The sequence below is a fragment of the Clostridium sp. chh4-2 genome (assembly GCF_002899675.1).
GTDB lineage: Bacteria > Bacillota > Clostridia > Lachnospirales > Lachnospiraceae > CHH4-2.
The window spans coordinates 60764-79003 of sequence record NZ_PKUU01000003.1; the positions used below are offsets into that span (position 1 = coordinate 60764).

19 protein-coding genes are annotated in these 18240 nt (G+C 45.7%); 18 read left to right on the plus strand and 1 reads right to left on the minus strand.

The annotated features are described in order from the left end of the window. Positions 1-107: 107 nt before the first annotated feature. The 8 genes from C0033_RS03735 to C0033_RS26845 all read left to right on the plus strand — a co-directional run bounded on the left by C0033_RS03735 (position 108) and on the right by C0033_RS26845 (position 6893). Positions 108-1154: a LacI family DNA-binding transcriptional regulator gene (locus tag C0033_RS03735; protein WP_103226542.1), complete on the plus strand. Its 1047-nt coding sequence runs from the start codon at positions 108-110 to the stop codon at positions 1152-1154. Positions 1155-1210: 56 nt separating this feature from the next. Then, positions 1211-1531 carry a hypothetical protein gene (locus tag C0033_RS03740; protein ID WP_103226543.1) on the plus strand — a complete coding sequence of 107 codons (321 nt, stop codon included), beginning with the start codon at positions 1211-1213 and terminating at the stop codon, positions 1529-1531. Further along, positions 1521-1664, plus strand: a complete 144-nt coding sequence (locus tag C0033_RS26840; RefSeq protein WP_180994546.1) for a hypothetical protein — start codon at positions 1521-1523, stop codon at positions 1662-1664. The genes C0033_RS03740 and C0033_RS26840 overlap by 11 nt, the downstream gene beginning before the upstream one ends. Before the next feature lie 73 nt (positions 1665-1737). Next, positions 1738-2823 carry a nicotinate-nucleotide--dimethylbenzimidazole phosphoribosyltransferase gene (gene cobT / locus C0033_RS03745; protein WP_242984402.1) on the plus strand — a complete coding sequence of 362 codons (1086 nt, stop codon included), beginning with the start codon at positions 1738-1740 and terminating at the stop codon, positions 2821-2823. Beyond that, positions 2820-4097 carry a glutamate-1-semialdehyde 2,1-aminomutase gene (gene hemL, locus C0033_RS03750; protein ID WP_103226544.1) on the plus strand — a complete coding sequence of 426 codons (1278 nt, stop codon included), beginning with the start codon at positions 2820-2822 and terminating at the stop codon, positions 4095-4097. Before cobT ends, hemL begins: the two co-directional genes overlap by 4 nt. 12 nt (positions 4098-4109) lie before the next feature. Beyond that, positions 4110-5306, plus strand: a complete 1197-nt coding sequence (hemA, locus tag C0033_RS03755; RefSeq protein WP_103226545.1) for a glutamyl-tRNA reductase — start codon at positions 4110-4112, stop codon at positions 5304-5306. 127 nt (positions 5307-5433) lie between these two features. After that, entirely contained in the window at positions 5434-6072 is a 639-nt protein-coding gene (locus tag C0033_RS03760; protein WP_103226546.1) for a corrinoid protein, read from the plus strand. A 602-nt stretch (positions 6073-6674) separates the two neighbouring features. Further along, positions 6675-6893 (plus strand): hypothetical protein, encoded by a 219-nt coding sequence (locus tag C0033_RS26845; protein WP_180994547.1) that lies wholly within the window; start codon positions 6675-6677, stop codon positions 6891-6893. A gap of 303 nt (positions 6894-7196) precedes the next feature. Here C0033_RS26845 and C0033_RS03765 read toward each other — a convergent pair whose 3' ends face one another. Further along, positions 7197-8072, minus strand: a complete 876-nt coding sequence (locus tag C0033_RS03765; RefSeq protein WP_207656853.1) for an aminoglycoside 6-adenylyltransferase — start codon at positions 8070-8072, stop codon at positions 7197-7199. Positions 8073-8527: 455 nt separating this feature from the next. Here C0033_RS03765 and C0033_RS03770 point away from each other — a divergent pair, with 455 nt between their 5' ends. The 10 genes from C0033_RS03770 (at position 8528) to C0033_RS03815 (ending at position 18178) form a co-directional block, all read left to right on the plus strand. Beyond that, positions 8528-9253 (plus strand): acyl-ACP thioesterase domain-containing protein, encoded by a 726-nt coding sequence (locus tag C0033_RS03770; protein WP_103226547.1) that lies wholly within the window; start codon positions 8528-8530, stop codon positions 9251-9253. A gap of 13 nt (positions 9254-9266) precedes the next feature. Next, a complete protein-coding gene (locus C0033_RS03775; RefSeq protein ID WP_103226548.1) occupies positions 9267-10100 on the plus strand; it encodes a S1-like domain-containing RNA-binding protein in 834 nt (277 codons plus the stop codon). A 4-nt stretch (positions 10101-10104) separates the two neighbouring features. Then, positions 10105-10695, plus strand: coding sequence for a class I SAM-dependent methyltransferase (locus C0033_RS03780; protein WP_242984416.1), 591 nt, complete (start codon positions 10105-10107; stop codon positions 10693-10695). A gap of 21 nt (positions 10696-10716) precedes the next feature. Continuing rightward, positions 10717-11559 (plus strand): YitT family protein, encoded by an 843-nt coding sequence (locus C0033_RS03785; RefSeq protein ID WP_103226550.1) that lies wholly within the window; start codon positions 10717-10719, stop codon positions 11557-11559. 229 nt (positions 11560-11788) lie between these two features. Next, positions 11789-12901: a sn-glycerol-3-phosphate ABC transporter ATP-binding protein UgpC gene (gene ugpC, locus C0033_RS03790; protein WP_103226551.1), complete on the plus strand. Its 1113-nt coding sequence runs from the start codon at positions 11789-11791 to the stop codon at positions 12899-12901. Between the two features lie 105 nt (positions 12902-13006). Beyond that, complete coding sequence (locus tag C0033_RS03795) at positions 13007-14095, plus strand: helix-turn-helix domain-containing protein (protein WP_103226552.1); 1089 nt, start codon at positions 13007-13009, stop codon at positions 14093-14095. A gap of 12 nt (positions 14096-14107) precedes the next feature. Next, on the plus strand, positions 14108-14794 hold the full coding sequence (ftsE, locus tag C0033_RS03800; protein WP_103226553.1) for a cell division ATP-binding protein FtsE: 687 nt from the start codon (positions 14108-14110) through the stop codon (positions 14792-14794). Beyond that, entirely contained in the window at positions 14784-15692 is a 909-nt protein-coding gene (gene ftsX, locus C0033_RS03805; protein ID WP_103226554.1) for a permease-like cell division protein FtsX, read from the plus strand. Before ftsE ends, ftsX begins: the two co-directional genes overlap by 11 nt. Before the next feature lie 11 nt (positions 15693-15703). Beyond that, on the plus strand, positions 15704-16906 hold the full coding sequence (locus C0033_RS03810; RefSeq protein WP_103226555.1) for a M23 family metallopeptidase: 1203 nt from the start codon (positions 15704-15706) through the stop codon (positions 16904-16906). A gap of 21 nt (positions 16907-16927) precedes the next feature. After that, positions 16928-18178, plus strand: coding sequence for a S41 family peptidase (locus C0033_RS03815; protein ID WP_103226556.1), 1251 nt, complete (start codon positions 16928-16930; stop codon positions 18176-18178). Positions 18179-18240 lie beyond the last annotated feature (62 nt).

Here is an 18240-nt window from a genome sequence, read left to right on the forward strand (position 1 = left end):
TTATCACAGTGGACAATTTGACCGATTTGTGCCATAATTCCATTAGAGATAACGTTTTAGTAAATGGAATCGGATAGAATGAGCATAGGTCAGGAGGAACTGTTGACATGAAAAATGGAAGGCCGACCATAAAACAGATTGCAGAAAAGACAGGTGTTTCCATAGGCACGGTGCATCGGGCGATCTATGGGAAAGAAGGAGTTGGAGAAGAAACCAGAAAGAGGATTCTGGCGGAAGTGGAAAAGATGAATTTCCAGATAGACGCCGCCGCCTCCAGCTTAAAGAGAAAAGCGATCAATATTGCCGTCGTGCTTCCAAAAGCAAAAGGCGAAGACCAGTATTATTTCCGGGGAATCTGGAAGGGGATAAAAGAAGCGGCGGCGGAATTGGAAAAATATAAGTTTCATTTTATTTACATTGAATCGGAATACAGAATGGATAAGATCGCGCTGGAACTGCAGACCTTATACGATACCATGCTGGACGACATCAACGGCCTTATCACCATTTCCGATACCAGTGAAACAAATGAGTGGATAGCCCGGTTTTACAAACAAGGTGTGATCACTGTATTGATTTCCAGCTACGGTAGAAGTGAAAATTATTTCTGCAGCATTAAGGTGGATCATAAAAAGGCAGGAAAGCTGGCGGCGGAGTTTTTGAAAACTGCCATACATAAGAAAGAGGGCAGGATTCTGGTTCTAACCGGCAATGCCAGTCTCTTTTCCAACCAGAATTACGCCGGTGGATTTTTGGAAGAGATAAAAAATCTGGGAGTGGAGAATGAGCTGCTTACCATCGACGGTTTTGGCAGGGAAGATATTGAAGGCCGCATGCGGCAGCTTCTGAAGGAGGAACAGATCGCGGCAGTTTTCTGCTGCAATGCCCGCAATACCTATGTTCTCTGTCAGTTGGCCGAGGAACTGAAAATCAGGGATGTGCTTCTTATGGGAACCGATGTATTCCTGGAACTGCAGCCTTATTTTGAAAGTGATATTCTGACCGTCTGCATCTATCAGTCCAATAAAGAGCAGGGAAAACGGGCAGTTGAAGTTTTATACCAGTATTTGTCCACAGGCAGCCGGAACCAGGGACAGGAATTTGTTCCTATCGGGCTGGTGATGAAGGGAAATTACGAATATTATATTAATTAACCGGTGGGCAGAACCGGAACAATTACAAAAACAAAGAGCAGAAAGGGGCAGGTGTAATGACGAAAGTTAAAATTAATCCTGGTATCTGTGGTTTGATTACAGCGGTGACCGCAGAGTCAGAAGACCAGCAGGAAGTGACCGTTACAGTACAGTCAGGATGTGAGAGCATTCGGAAGATGTTTGAGGAATTGGGAGATACGTTTGATGCGTTTGACGTATGTTTGGCGAAGCCTGGCGCCGGCGAGCTGTATGAATACGCATCGGAACATTTCCCGGGGCATGCATCCTGCCCGGCTATAGCAGGAATCATCAAATGTATGGAAGTGGAATGCAGGCTTGCGCTGCCGGCCACGGCCAGCATCGAATTTGAAAAATAAAGCGGCAGCAGATGCGGCGGAAGATACACACGGAATCGGGATGCAGATCGGAAAGGAAACGGTCCGCATCCCGATTTTGTGTATCTTTTGCGGGCCGGTTGATGTAAATCTTTTTAAGGATGTTAAGTTTTAGCTGAATATGATATAATTTGCAGAAGACAGTGATGAAATGAATTCGTCACTTAGGCATAATAAAGGAGTTGGATATGGAGCAGAGGATGGAATTAGAGCAATTATGCGGGCAGATCAGGCCGTTGGATCAGGAGATTCTGCGCGTCAGCAAAGCCCATTGGGACAATATAGCGAAGCCGCTGGATGGGTTAGGCCTGCTGGAGCAGATGATTACGAAGATTGCAGGAATCCAGAACAGCGAGATGATCTCTTTGGAGAAAAAGGCAGTCGTTGTTATGTGCAGCGATAATGGCGTGGTGGCTGAAGGCGTTACACAGACAGACAGCAGCGTGACGGCTGTGGTTTCTGAAAACTTTGCCAAAGGAATTGCCAGCGTAAACCGTATGGCCGCCGTGGCGGGGGCGGATGTGATTCCGGTGGATATCGGCATCAACCGGGATGTGAAGGAGCCGGGAATCAGAAACTGCAAGATCGCTTATGGCACAAAGAATCTGGCAAAGGAGCCTGCCATGACCCGGGAAGAGGCGCTTCAGGGCATTTTAACGGGAATTCATCTTGTGGAGGAACTGAAGAAGGACGGTTACCGGATTCTCGGTACCGGAGAGATGGGAATCGGCAATACGACTACCAGCAGTGCCATTGCCAGCGTCCTTTTGAATCTGCCGCCTGAGCAGGTGACCGGAAAAGGCGCAGGTCTTTCAAAAGAGGGGATAAAGAGAAAGGCGAATGTGATAAAAGAAGCGATCGCCCTGCATCATCCCGATCCGTCTGATCCCATCGGGGTGCTGGCTGCTTTGGGAGGGTTTGACATAGCGGGAATGACCGGTTTGTTTTTGGGAGGAGCGGTTTACCGTGTGCCCATCGTGATTGACGGGCTGATCTCTTCTGTTGCGGCTCTGCTGGCAAAGCGGATCTGCCCGGATGCGGCAGGATATATGCTTCCTTCCCATATGAGCAAGGAACCGTCCAGCGAGCGGATCATGGAGGAACTGGGCTTAAAGCCTGTGATATTAGGCCAGCTGGCCCTTGGGGAAGGAACCGGGACAGTGCTTTTATTCCCGATGCTTGAGATGGCCAACGAGGTCTATCTGGAAAACAGCACATTTGAAAATATTAATATAGAAGCTTATCAGAAATTTGAAGGAGACGAACAGCCATGAATACAGAAAAGTCAAAACAGCTATTTGAAGCGTCCAGACAGAGAATCCCGGGAGGCGTAAACAGCCCGGTCCGCGCGTTTGGGTCAGTAGGAAGAACGCCTTTGTTCATCGACCATGCCAAAGGCAGCCGCATCACGGATGTGGACGGAAATGAATATATCGATTACGTTTGTTCCTGGGGCCCCGGAATTCTGGGACATGCCCATCCGGAAGTGATAGAAGCGGTTAAAAAATCATGTGAAAATGGTCTGACCTACGGAGCGCCCACAAAAAAAGAGCTGGTGCTGGCAGAGATGATCTGCGAGGCCATGCCTTCTGTGGAAAAAGTGAGGCTGGTGAGCTCCGGCACGGAAGCGGTTATGAGCGCAATCCGTGTGGCTCGGGGATATACGGGACGTGATTTAATTATTAAATTCAAAGGGAATTATCATGGCCATTCGGACGGTCTTCTTGTAAAAGCCGGTTCGGCGGCCCTTACTACGGCGGTTCCGGACAGCAGCGGCGTTCCGGCGTCCTATACCCAAAATACTCTGGTAGCATTGTACAATGACAAGGATTCTGTCAGAGAACTGATGGAAACTTACAAAGACCAGGTAGCGGCCATTATCGTGGAGCCTGTGGCCGCCAATATGGGAGTCGTGCTTCCGCAGGACGGATTTTTGGAGTTTCTCCGCCAGATCACCCTTGAGTACGGCACGATCTTGATTTTTGACGAGGTGATCACCGGATTCCGCCTTGGATACGGCGGAGCGCAGGAATATTATAAGATCAAACCGGATATGACGACCTTGGGCAAGATTATCGGCGGAGGAATGCCGATGGCTGCATACGGCGGTAAAAAGGAAATTATGGACATGGTTTCACCGGTAGGGCCTGTTTATCAGGCGGGCACTCTTTCCGGCAATCCGATTGCCACGACTGCAGGAATCAAAACATTGGAAATTCTGAAGGCGCATCCGGAATACTACAGGGAGATCGAACGAAAGGCCAAAATGCTGGCCGCCGCTCTGAAACAGCGCGGGGAGCAGAAGAATGGAGGAGGGCTTTGCGTTAACCAGATCGGCTCTCTGCTGTGCGCATTTTTTACGGAAAAACCGGTTACGGATTATGAAAGCGCCACCTCTTCGGATACAAACGCTTATGCGGAATATTTCGGAGCGTTGCTGGAACATGGAATCTATGTGGCGCCGTCCCAGTTTGAGGCCATGTTTGTATCGGCGGCTCACAGCGAGGAGGATATCAAAAAAACCTGTGAGGTCATTTTACAGGCATAAAGCGAGGGGAGTATGGGAGTACAACTATTAAGTGTCAGCTATAAAACCACGCCGATCGAGATCAGGTCTCTGTTCGCATTTAATGAAGAACAGCAGGAAATGATTCTGGACGGTTTGTGCGGACAGGAACATATAGAAGAAGCGGTGGTATTGTCCACCTGCAACCGGATGGAAGTATACTGCTATTCCGACGATCAGGCGGACGCTTCGAAGATATTTGAACAGATGCTTTTTATTGTTTCAGGAACGGCCGGAGCGGATCATGTGGAAAATCTGAGGGATTATATTCTGCTGTATCAGGGACAGAAGGCGATGCACCATCTGTTCCGGGTGGCGGCGGGCCTGGATTCCATGGTGATCGGGGAAGACCAGATATTAGGGCAGGTAAAACATGCCCATGAATTTTCACATTCCAGGAACCGGTGCAGCACGTATTTGAACACGCTGTTCCGTTATGCGGTCACCTGCTCTAAAAAGATTAAGACGGATACGGTTCTTTCGAAGACAAGCGTATCCACGGCAACGCTGGCGGTAAAGGCGGCGGAACATGAATTGGGAGGACTTCAGGACAAAAAGATGATGATCATCGGAGCTTCCGGCAAGATCGGCGGCATCGTTCTCAAAAATGCCGGATGCATAAAAGGTCTTTCCATATACGTTACGAGCCGCAATCATTTGCCTGGAGTAGCGGGCGGCGGCCATGTCCGTTATGAGGTCATTCCATATGACGAGCGGTATTCTTACATGGACGATATGGACGTGATTATCAGCGCAACCTCCAGCCCTCACTATACCGTTACAAAAAACCATTTTGAAAAATGCCGGGTCACAGACAAACCGAGGGTGTTCGTGGATCTGGCAGTCCCGATGGATATCGAAAAAGCCATCGGAAATCTTGAGCACACCAGTTACTTTAATATAGAAGATATGAAGGAGCTGGCAAGGCAGAATAATGAGAAAAAGCAGGCGGACATAAAGGCTGCCGATAAGATTCTGGACGAGTACGAAGATCAATTTTCCAGGTGGCTTTTATTTCAGACCCACCGCACTGAACTGGACCGTTTAAAATGCGCCATGATGGAAGATGCCAACGACAAGGGCATCGATACGGCCATCAATCACCTCTTTTACAAGATAAGGGAGGGCGGCAGTTTGGGGGAAGTGGACGCATTTATGTCCGTTGTATCTAAAATTATTGCAGAAACATAATAAGATTCCAAAAGAAATACAATTACTCCAAAAAAAGTACAAAATTCTCCCGGCGTAATTTCTTATACTCATATACAGATAAAAGATTGAGCTATACAGCGCATATATTTATGAGGAGGAAGTAGGAATGGCTATTATTGAAGAGATTTCTGAGTTTCTGCAAAAGGGAAGAGCAAAGAATGTAAAAGTTTTGGTACAGCAGGCATTGGACGAGGGTGTGGACCCTAAGGCAATTTTAAATGACGGACTGCTTTCCGGAATGATGATTATCGGTGAGAAGTTTAAAAATAACGAAGTTTTCGTACCGGAAGTATTGGTTGCTGCAAGAGCTATGAATGCAGGTATTGCCATTCTGGAACCAAAATTGATCGAAGTAGGCAATGAGCCGGTGGGAAGAGCGGTTATCGGCACCGTTAAGGGCGACCTTCACGATATCGGTAAGAACCTGGTTGTTATGATGCTCAGAGGAGCAGGATTCGAGATCTACGATGTAGGTGTTGATATTGAAAGCAGCACGTTCATCGACAAAGCGGAAGAAGTTGGGGCTGATATCATCTGCATGTCCGCACTTCTGACAACTACAATGCCGAATATGAAAGACGTTATTGACGAATTAAACTCAAGAGGCCTTCGTGATAAGTACATAGTTATGGTAGGCGGAGCGCCTGTCAACGAAAGCTTTGCAAAACAAATCGGAGCAGATTTCTACACCCCGGACGCAGCTACCTGCGCAGATGTTGCAAAACAGGCTGTTTTATCCAGGTAGACGAAGAGACGCCGGAAAGAAGGGGAAACCTGGGCGGGCGGCGGAAATGGAAACGGATAGGGGATTCGGGTTACGACCCTAAGTGATACTAGGACGCCAAGAGCGGAAAAAGGCAGCGCGGCGCCATTCACGATGAACTCTTTATGACTTCATCGTTCAGTGGCGCCTCAAATACTGATTCGGAATGAGGCTGCTGAAAAAGTGTTTTGCTTAAAATTCATTCCCCATTTTATGTCAAAAATCCAGGGTTTTTAATTATGTTTTCACCACTTCATATCAAATTATTGTGTATAAAATGGGATGACATTTTTAAAATTTACAAAATCTGGGACTTTTTCAGCAGCCTCTTCGGAATTCAGTATTTGTCTGCCTTTTTCCGCTCTTGCCGTCCAAGTATCACTAAGGGTCTGCACACGATCCCCTATCTGTTTCCATTTCCGCCGCCCGCCCAGGTTTCCCCTTCTTTCCGGCTGTTGCTTGGCTGGCTGAGGATAAAAAAGATTTTGTGGATGCGGGAGTAAGGTTTTACATCAAGGGTGAAGGCTTTTTCAGAAATGCCTTCACCATTTAATATAAAGGGTGAGGTCATTTCGCGAAATGCCTTGACGTTTAAAGTAAAATCTGAAGTCGTTTCTGAAAATCCCTTTACGATCTATCTAAATTTGGCTTTCGTAAATACCAATGCAATAACATTGTTTTTAACCAGGCTAGCGAAAACCAGCACGGAATCGGGAGGCGGAGCCGGAAGACGAAGGGCGGAGGGGCTGTCCGGGCCGGGGAGGAAAGATGCAGCCAAATGGGATCGTATGGAACCCCTTTAGAACTACTTAGACCCGTAAGGACAGAACGAGGCAGGTAAAAACTGATTTCCGTCTCAGTTTTTAAAGCGCCGCTGAGCAGCGAAGTCATCAAGAGTTCACTGCGAATGGCGCTGGCCTGCCTCGTTTTGTCCTTACGGGTCTTAGTAGTTCTTAGGGGCGAATCCCGAATCCCATTTGGCTGCATCTTTCCTCCCCGGCCCGGATTGCCCTTCCGACCGTTTCCTTCCGGCCCCGCCTCCCCATTCTGTGCGTACCATTCGCCAATCCTGTTAAATAACAATTTGCATTATCTTTGGTGGGAGGTCAGAAGATTTCGCCGGCATCACGGGGGAGCTTGCGGATGTGTTCTATATAGTTTAGTACGTGGTGATCTTCTTCAAGGGGATACTCATATCCACATACGTTAGCTAAGGCTTGTGCCTTTTCACGGAAAATGGTGCACATGCAGAACAGGGCGTTCCAGATATTGTCTGTTTTTAGGTCGGGGTAGGTTTTCTTTAGGGAAATCCATTCTTCGTGTGTCAGGTAAGAGCGTATGTATTTATCCTTTTTTCCGGTTCCGACTTTGTAGTCGTGTTTGGAGCCAATGTACCAGTCCAGCATTTTCATGAATTCGGAGCGGATGTTGCGCTCTAACAGGGTCTTTGCCATAGGGAGACCGTTTCGCCATAACTCCTTGGCAACGTATGGGCAGAGCCACCAGAATTCATTGCAGCATTCTTCAAATTCCCGTTGGGTGGGCGGTTTAATCCAGTAGCATTGGTCATTGCAGTCTGAAAATTCCGGCAGAATGGAGTCTTTATCCAAAAGGCTGACAGCCGGTTCTCCGTTATCTTTGTATTCGTTCGCCGGATAAAGGGTTAAGTCGATCCGGGTTCCGTCCATAAACTGCATCAGATAGGTAAACGGTCTGCCGCTGTCATAATCATAGGGATGTTCAGACCGGTCTTCCGGCATCTGGAGGATCATGAGTCTGCCGAAACGGTCAATCCAGTGTTTGTCTTTTACGTATGGGCGGACATCTGTGACCAGATAGACAATATCATAATCTTGAAAACAATCTTTTTTTACATCTTTGTTGGCACGGGAACCATTCATAATTACAGCCCGAATCCGTTCATCGTCGCGGGCGGTTCCCAGGATCAGGTCGAACATCTCTTTTTCAGTGCGCATTTTCATAGAAAGCCTCCATTTTGTGCGATACAATTTATCTAATTCTAATATACCATAAATCTCTTTCTTTGGCTTGAAAAATCGGCAACAGTTCCCAGCCCTGCAAGTCTTTGTCGTCCGGCCGGTTTGCAGCGGTTCCCATAGTCTTTCCTGTGACTTTGCAGGGTATTAGCGATTCTTAACGCGCAGAATTTTTCGTTCAAGGGAAATGTCCACTTGTTTGAGTGGAACGAGTTTGGACATTTCCCTTGGTTTTTAGAAAAATCCTGCACGTTTAGAATCGCTTATGCCCGAAACCGGAACAGGAAAGACTATGGGAACCGCTGCGGACCGGCCGGACGGCAAAGACTTGCGGGGCTGGGAACTGGTATAAAAATCGTAAACTAGACGGCGTCATCCCTGGACATTGCAGGCAAAATACTATATAATGATTGTAATTTTGATTGAAGGGAAGGAATACAATGTACTCATTTGACAGCAGAGTCCGGTACAGCGAGACGGATGAGAAGGGAAGATTATCCGTTACGGGAATTATTAACTATTTGCAGGATTGTTCTACTTTTCAATCGGAAGACCTGGGACTGGGAATTGAATATTTAACGAAGAATCACAGGGCATGGTGGCTGTCATCGTGGCAGATTGTGATTGAGAGACAGCCCAGGCTGGGAGAGCAGATTGTGATTTCCACATGGCCCTATGATTTTAAGGGCATGTACGGTTACAGGAATTTTACCATCCGGGATATGGAAGGGGAATTTCTGGTAAAGGCTAATTCCATCTGGTTTTTCTTCGACACGGAAGCCGGACGGCCGGTGAAGGTGCAGGAAAAGGATGTCCGCGGATACGGTACGGGAGAAGAGAAAAAGCTGGATATGGATTATGCTCCCAGACGCATTGCAGTTCCTTCCGAATGTGAGATAAAAGAACCGATTATTGTGGGAAAACACCATATAGATACCAATCACCATGTTAATAATGCCCAGTATGTAGAGATGGCAAGAGAGATTCTGCCCAATCATTTTGAAGTGGCGGAAGTCAGGGTGGAGTATAAAAAGGCGGCTGTTTTAGGGGATATGGTAATGCCCCATGTCAGCCGGACAGAGGATGGATACGTTGTAGCTTTATGTGATACGCAGGAGACTCCCTATGCGGTGATCGGGCTGCGGGGAAGAAAGAAGCAGGCATAAGGAAAGGATTAATATGATAGAATTAGGAAAAAAACAAACGTTAAAAGTGATCAGGATGAAGGACTTCGGTGTATATTTAGGAGAGACGGCAGAAAGCGAACTGTCAGTTCTGCTTCCTAAAAAGCAGGTGCCGGAAGGGACAAAGATCGGGGACGATCTGGAGGTATTTATCTATAAGGATTCGGAAGACCGCCTGATTGCCACCACAGGAGTTCCGAAACTTCAGGTTGGAGAGACTGCTGTGCTGGAAGTGAAGGAAGTTTCGAAGATTGGCGCATTTTTGGACATGGGTCTGGAAAAGGATTTGCTGCTTCCATTTAAAGAACAAAACCACAAGGTGCGCCAGGGGGAAAAATGCCTGGTAGCCCTTTATATCGATAAGAGCCAGAGGCTTGCGGCCACCATGCGGGTGTATGCTTATATGAGCAATCAGTCTCCTTATAAGAAAGAGGACCGGGTGACGGGTACGGTGTATGAGATTAAAGAAGAGCTGGGCGCATTTGTGGCGGTGGACAACCAATACTATGGCCTGATTCCTAAAAGGGAGCTTCTCTCTTCCATACATGAGGGAGATGTGGTGGAAGCCCGTGTTACCAAGGTCAGGGATGACGGAAAGCTGGATTTAAGTCCAAAGGAAAAGGCATATATCCAGATGGATGCGGACTCTGAACTGGTGATGAAGGTGATTGATGAATTTGACGGAGTCCTTCCATTTAATGACAAGGCTTCACCGGAAGTGATAAAACGTGAATTCGATATGAGTAAAAATGCATTTAAACGGGCGGTCGGCCATCTTTTAAAAGAAGGCAAAATCAAGATAAATGAAAAGACCATTGAACGGATTTAGGAGGATGAACTTGGATTCGATAGATTACTATAACCAGTACGCAGCGAAGGTTTATGAAGACACGATCAATCAGGATATGGGAGAGATCATGCAGCAGTTTCTGGAACTGTTGGAAGAAGGGGATACCATTCTGGACTTGGGATGCGGTTCCGGCAGGGACAGCCTGACATTTTACGAATTGGGCTATGATGTGACGCCGCTTGACGCGGCGGAAGAGATGTGTAAACTCGCCGAGATACATACCGGTCTGGAAGTATTGCAGATGACATATGAAGATATGGAATTTGACGATGTATTTGACGGTATCTGGGCCAGCGCATCCTTAATTCATACTCCTAAGGATGAGATGATCCCTCTTCTGGACAAACTGGCAACGTCGCTTAAAGAAGACGGAATTCTTTATATGTCTTTCAGAAAGGGAGAACTGGAAGGATTTTCCGGAAAACGCTTTTTCAGCGATTATACGAAAAAAGAATTGGAACGGCTTTTAGAAAACAGCGGTCGGTTTAAAACGCTGAAAATATGGGAAGATTCTCATTTGTTTGATGAACACCGGGATATTACCTGGATTCATGTGCTGGCACAGAAAAAATAAATAGAATGGATGGGGAAGGTTATGAACTGGAAAAGATCGGCTTTTACGGATTATCTGATGATCATTGCAGGATCATTTATCATGGGATTTGCGATTAAGAACATGTATGATCCTGTCAGTCTGGTTACCGGAGGGGTGTCCGGCATTGCTATCATTTTTAAAAATCTTTTTTCAGTGCCCTTGTGGGTGACGAATACGGTTTTAAACATTCCCCTTTTTCTTGTCTCTTTTAAAATTAAAGGCTGGAAATTCATAAAAAAAACGTTCGTGGCGACAGTGGCTCTATCACTGTCGCTTTATATTATTCCGTATATGCCTTTTGTCACCGATGATCTGTTTTTGGCTTCTTTATTCGGCGGCATTATCAGCGGAATCGGAGCCGGCATGGTATTTATCTGTCAGGCAACAACCGGAGGCACGGATATGCTGGCCGCTTTGATTCAGAGAAAATTAAGGCATTATTCCATTGCCCAGATCATGCAGGTGCTGGACGGAGTCGTGGTGCTGGCGGGAGCTACGGTTTTTGGAGTGAAGTTTGCCCTCTATGCTCTGATTGCGATTTTTGCCGTTTCCAAGATTTCAGACGGCATGATTGAAGGCCTGAAGTTTTCCAAACAGGCATTTATTGTTTCCGATCATTACGAAGAAATCGCTAAAGTGGTCATGGACCGCCTCGCAAGAGGGGTGACTGCGGTAAATGCGGTGGGAATGTACTCAGGAAATGATAAGAAAATGCTGTTTTGTGTGGTGTCAAAGAAGGAAATTGTCCAGTTAAAAGAGATAGTTGGCCGGATTGATCCGGGCGCTTTTGTAATTGTAAGTGATGCCAGGGAGGTTTTCGGTGAGGGTTTTATTGAATATTGACAGAAAAATTACAACCCTGTTAGCATAAATTTGGTATTTAAAGCACTTTTCGAAATTGGTATACAGATTAAACAAAATCCCAAAAAACATTTTGGTGAATAACAATATGGCAAAAAAAACCTCTATCGTGTATGATAATGACAGAAACAAGAAAGGCAAAGCTGTGGGGGCTGAGCCTTACATAATAACATATAAATCTATCTTTTATCTATTTTAGGAGGAATTTTAAATGGCTAGTTTATCATTGAAAAACGTAACCAAGGCATATCCAAACGGATTCGTTGCAGTTAAAGAATTTAACCTTGATATTGCAGACAGAGAGTTCGTAATCTTCGTAGGACCATCCGGATGTGGTAAATCAACAACTCTTCGTATGATCGCTGGTTTGGAAGATATCTCTTCCGGTGAATTATACATTGATGGAAAACTGATGAACGATGTTGAACCGAAAGACAGAGATATCGCGATGGTATTCCAGAACTACGCTCTGTATCCACATATGTCCGTATATGATAACATGGCTTTTGGTCTGAAATTAAGAAAAACACCAAAAGAAGAAATTGATAAACTGGTTCAGGAAGCAGCAAGAATCCTCGACTTATCCCATCTGCTTGACCGTAAACCGAAGGCTTTATCCGGTGGACAGAGACAGCGTGTTGCTATGGGACGTGCTATTGTTCGTAATCCTAAAGTATTCCTTATGGATGAGCCGTTATCCAACTTGGATGCTAAGCTGAGAGGCCAGATGCGTATTGAGATCTCTAAATTACATCAGAGACTGCAGGCAACCATCATCTACGTTACACATGACCAGACAGAGGCTATGACACTTGGTACCAGAATCGTTGTTATGAAAGACGGTATCATTCAGCAGGTTGATTCTCCTCAGAACTTATATGACAAGCCACAGAACAAGTTCGTTGCAGGATTTATCGGAGCTCCTCAGATGAACCTGGTAGACGCTACTGTTGGTAAGAACGGAAGCGACGTTACATTGGCATTTGGCGGACATACAATCGCTATTCCGGAAGCAAAAGGAAAAATCCTTGAAGATAAGGGCTACATCGGAAAAGTTGTTACTCTTGGTATTCGTCCGGAAGATTTACATGACGAAGAAGCTTTCCTTTCCATGTCTCCTAAGAGCGTAATCGAAGCTACTATCAGAGTATACGAATTACTTGGTGCAGAAGTTTACTTATACTTCGATGTTGATGATGCGAACTTCACAGCAAGAGTAAATCCTCGTACAAGCGCAAGAGTTGGGGATACAATTAAACTTGGTCTTGACTTAACAAAGATTCATGTATTTGATAAAGATACTGAAAAAGTTGTATTAAACTAATAAAAAGTTAGTAAAATTAAGCAGGCGGGTGTTATACTCGCTTGCTTTTTTTAATATTTTGCATTAATATAGAATAAGGTAAATTTGAACAAAGGAGAGTGACATATGATTTCAAACCAGATACTTCAAACAACCATTGAAGGTTTAAAGGGAATTACCAGGATAGATCTTGGCATCTGCGATACGGAAGGGAAAGTTTTAGCGACGACATTTTCAGATGCGGAAGATTATGAAAGTTCTATTTTAGCTTTTGTAGATTCTCCTGCAGACAGCCAGGTTATTCAGGGCTATCAGTTTTTTAAGGTCTTTGATGAACATCAGTTAGAATATATATTATTAGCTAAGGGCGGAAGCGACGATGTTTATATGGTTGGTAAACTGGCAGCATTCCAGATCCAGAATCTTTTAGTTGCATACAAGGAGCGTTTTGATAAGGACAACTTTATCAAGAACCTTCTGTTAGATAACCTGCTTTTGGTGGATATATATAACCGCGCTAAAAAGCTGCACATTGAAACCAATGTAAAGAGAGTCGTTTACATCATTGAAACAAAACATGAGAAGGATGTGAATGCTCTTGAAACCGTGAGAAGCTTATTTGCAACCAAGACAAAAGACTTTATCACAGCAGTTGATGAGAAAAACATCATTTTAGTCAAAGAAGTGAAGCCGGGCGAGAGCTATGCGGAACTGGAAAAGACCGCTAACATGATCCTGGATATGCTGAATACGGAAGCGATGACCAAAGTCCATGTGGCATTTGGTACGATCGTAAATGAGATCAAGGAAGTTTCCCGTTCCTATAAGGAAGCTAAGATGGCTCTCGATGTAGGAAAGATCTTCTACAGCAGCAAGAACGTGGTTGCATACAGCAATCTGGGTATCGGCCGTCTGATTTATCAGCTCCCGCTTCCACTGTGCCGTATGTTTATTAAAGAGATTTTCGACGGCAAATCACCGGATGAATTCGATGATGAAACGCTTACCACGATCAACAAGTTCTTTGAGAACAGCCTGAATGTTTCAGAGACATCCAGACAGCTGTATATTCACAGAAACACTCTGGTTTACCGTCTGGATAAGCTGCAGAAGAGCACAGGTCTGGACCTTCGTGTATTTGAGGATGCAATTACATTTAAGATTGCGCTCATGGTTGTAAAATATATGAAGTACATGGAGAACTTAGATTACTAAGCCGGAGATAAGATGATAGAGATTTCTCGTGTGAACAAGACGTACGAAACCGGGAATAAGGCTCTGCGGGATATTAACATTACGATCGACGATGGGGAATTTGTATTTATTATGGGACGGAGCGGTTCCGGTAAATCCACATTGCTGAAACTTTTGTTAAAGGAAGTAGAGCCTACTTCCGGCAAAATTGTTGTAAATGATATGAATCTCGGCAAGATGCCGAAACGATATGTGCCCAAATACCGCCGCAAATTAGGGGTGGTATTTCAGGATTTCCGCTTGCTGAAGGACCGGAATGTGTACGAGAACGTGGCATTTGCTCAGCGGGTGATCGGGGCGTCAACAAAAACCATCAGAGAATCCGTACCCGCCATGTTAAAAATGGTGGGTCTTTCTTCAAAATACAAGTCATATCCGCAGCAGCTGTCCGGTGGAGAACAGCAGAGGGTTGCGATTGCCAGGGCGCTGATTAACCGTCCGGAAGTTCTGCTGGCAGATGAGCCGACGGGGAATCTGGACAGCCACAATGCCATAGAGATCATGAAACTTTTGGAGGAAATCAACCATAAGGGAACGACCGTGGTGGTGGTGACCCACAGCCAGGAAATCGTGGATCAGATGAATAAAAGGGTAATTACCATGGAACGCGGTTCTGTGGTCAGTGACGGAAAAAAAGGCGGATATAAAAATGAGAATTAGTACATTTTGGTATTGCCTGAAACAGGGTGTGATTAATATATGCAGGAATATTTTGTTTTCGCTGGCTTCAGTGGCAACTATTTCTGCGTGTATTTTTTTATTCTGCCTGTTTTACGCTATTATAATGAATGTGCAGAATGTGGTACACAATGCGGAGACAACAGTTGGGATTACCGTATTTTTTAAGGAAGATTTGACAGAATCACAGATTGAGGAAATCGGGGATCAGATCAGGAAACGGCCGGAAATTAAGACCATGGAATTCACCTCGGCAGAGAAGGCCTGGGATGACTTTAAACAGGAATATTTTTCCGGAATGGAATCTTTGGCAGAGGGATTTGCAGATGATAATCCGCTGGCGGGATCGGCTTCCTATAAGATCTTTTTAAATGATATAGAAACCCAGGATCAGGTAGTTTCTTTTATTGCCGCCATACCCGGGGTGAGAAAGGTAAATTATTCCAACAGCGCGGCGGCGGGGCTGTCCAGCTTTAATAAGATGATCGGACTGCTGTCCCTTGTGATCATCGGAGTGCTGCTGGCCGTTGCCATGTTCTTAATCAGCAATACGATTTCAGTGGCGGCTGCATTCAGGAAGCATGAAAATCAGATTATGAGGCTTATCGGAGCCACCAATTATATGATCCGGGCGCCGTTTGTGGTGGAAGGAGTCGTGATCGGTTTGGTCGGCGCGGTGCTTCCGCTGGTGGGAATGTATTATCTCTATAAGAATGCAATCGTTTATGTACAGCAGAAATTCCTGAATTTATCAGGGATTATGGTATTTCTGCCCATTGAGGAACTGATGCCGTCCATGATGGCCGTATCGCTGGTTCTGGGTGCGGGAATCGGATTTGTTGTCAGCTTTTTCACCATTAGGAAACATTTGAAGATTTAGGAGGAAACGGCATGAAAGTTAGGATGCGCTGCATCGTCATCGCCCTGGCTGCAGTTCTGGCAGTTACTCCGGTGCTTCCGGCTTACGCGACCAAATCGGGAGTGGATGACGCCAAGAAAAAGGTGGATTCCATGGAAGAGGAAAAGAAAAAGGTGGAAAGCACCCTTAAAAATCTGGAGGGACTCAAGGCAGACACGGCGGCCTATGTGAAGAAACTGGACAGCAATCTGGAATCATTGAACCGTGAACTGTCGGCATTGGAAGGACAGATCGCGGCCAAGGAAAACGACATATCCATTACGCAGGCTCAGTTAGAGGAGGCAAAGGCGGTGGAAACCAGCCAGTATGAATCCATGAAACTGCGGATTAAGTATATGTATGAGAAAGGTGATACAAACTATATTGACATGCTTCTTCAGGCCAAGGACTTATCGGAGCTTTTAAACCGGGCGGAATACATCAGCAAGATCTCGGAATATGACCGCATGATGCTGGATCAATACGTGGAAACAAAAGAAGAGATCACTTCCCATGAACAGCAGCTGGAGGAGGAGCATGAACAGCTGGTGGATATGCAGACTGCCACTCAGGCCAAACAGGCTTCCGTGGAACAGCTGATGAGCGAAAAAACAAAGGAACTGAAGAACTACGAATCCAAGATCGCCTCTGCCGAGAATGAGATTTCGGAATATGAGAAGGATATTAAAGCTCAGGAAGACCAGATCAAGAAGATGGAAGCGGAGATCAAGCGAAAGGAAGAGGAAGCCAGGAAGGCGGCGGAAGCGGCGGGCAAAAAGTATAATACTGTAAGTATTGGGAATATTAAGTTTATATGGCCCTGTCCATCCAGCAGCCGTGTGACTTCACCGTTTGGCGGAAGGAGTTCACCTACGGAAGGAGCGTCTTCCAATCATCAGGGAATGGACATCGGAGCCGCCTCGGGAAGCAATATCATAGCGGCAGCAGCTGGTGAAGTTATCATATCTACATACAGCTATTCTGCCGGAAACTATATTATGATAAACCATGGCGGAGGTGTTTATACTGTTTATATGCACTGTTCCCAGCTGATTGCATCAAAAGGTGATAAGGTTACGCAGGGGCAGGTAATCGCAAAAGTAGGGTCAACCGGTTATTCAACGGGGCCTCACCTGCATTTTGGAATCCGGGTAAATGGATCTTATGTGAATCCAGCTAATTATGTAAGTCCGTAACGGATAGATAGGAGACTAGTTGTGGAAAACAAAAATAAATTTTGGAAGGGTGCCCTTGTGGGAGCACTTGTTACAGCATTTACAGGATTGATCGTAGTTCTGTTTTCAGCGGGGATTTTCCTGTTCGGAAGAGGCGTTATCGATAATCAGGTACAGACTCAGAAGGTGGAAACAGGAATCTCCTCAGAAGAAGGGACTCTTGACTTCAAACGGATTGAGGATAAGATGGAGTTGATACAACAGATTATCGATAAATATTATTTGTTTGATGAAGATCCTGAAAAAGTGGAAGCGGGGATTTACGTTGGTATGATGTATGGCTTGGAAGACCCTTATTCCACCTACTATACAAAGGAAGACTTTGAAAAACTGATGGAGGACACGGAAGGGGTCTACTGCGGAATCGGAGCTATGGTATCCCAGAACCGTTCTACCGGAATTATCAGCGCTATCCGTGTTTTTGAAAATTCACCCAGTTTTGAAGCCGGTCTGCTTCCGGGAGATATTCTGTACAGCGTAGACGGTACGGAAGTGACAGGTATGGATCTGGATATTCTGGTAGGCACCTATATTAAAGGCGAAGAGGGAACAGACGTACACATCACTGTTTTGCGCGGAGAAGCAGGGGAAAAGGTGGAATTAACCATGACGCGCCGCCAGGTTGAGGTTCCTACGGTGGAACATCAGATGCTGGAAGACAATGTGGGATATATCTATGTGCTTCAGTTCGATACCATTACGGCACAGCAGTTTAAGGACGCCATCGACGATCTGGAGAAGCAGGGCATGGAGAAGCTGGTGGTGGATTTAAGAGATAATCCCGGAGGAGTTTTGGATGCCGTCGTGGATATGCTGGATTATGTTTTGCCGGACGGTCTTTTAGTCTCTACGGCTGACCGTGACGGAAAAGGAGATAAATATTATTCCGATGACGGCCATCAGGTAGATCATCCAATGGCTGTATTGGTAAACGGAAACTCTGCCAGCGCATCAGAAGTATTTACAGGCGCTGTGAAAGATTTTGGATGGGGCACAATTGTGGGAACCACCACATTTGGCAAGGGGATTGTACAGAACCTGATCCCTCTTGGCGATGGAACAGCCATTAAGCTGACCACTTCCCATTATTTTACGCCAAACGGTTTTGACCTTCACGGAAAGGGAATTGAGCCGGATGTGGTAGTGGAACTGGATGAAGCTTTGAAGAGCAAAGCTGTGATTCCGTTAGAAGAGGATAACCAGCTGCAGGCGGCTATCGAAGCCTTAAAATAAGAAGATGTAAAAACAGCGCGTGCTGTGGGAAATGAAAGGTTGAAATCATTTCCCACAGCACG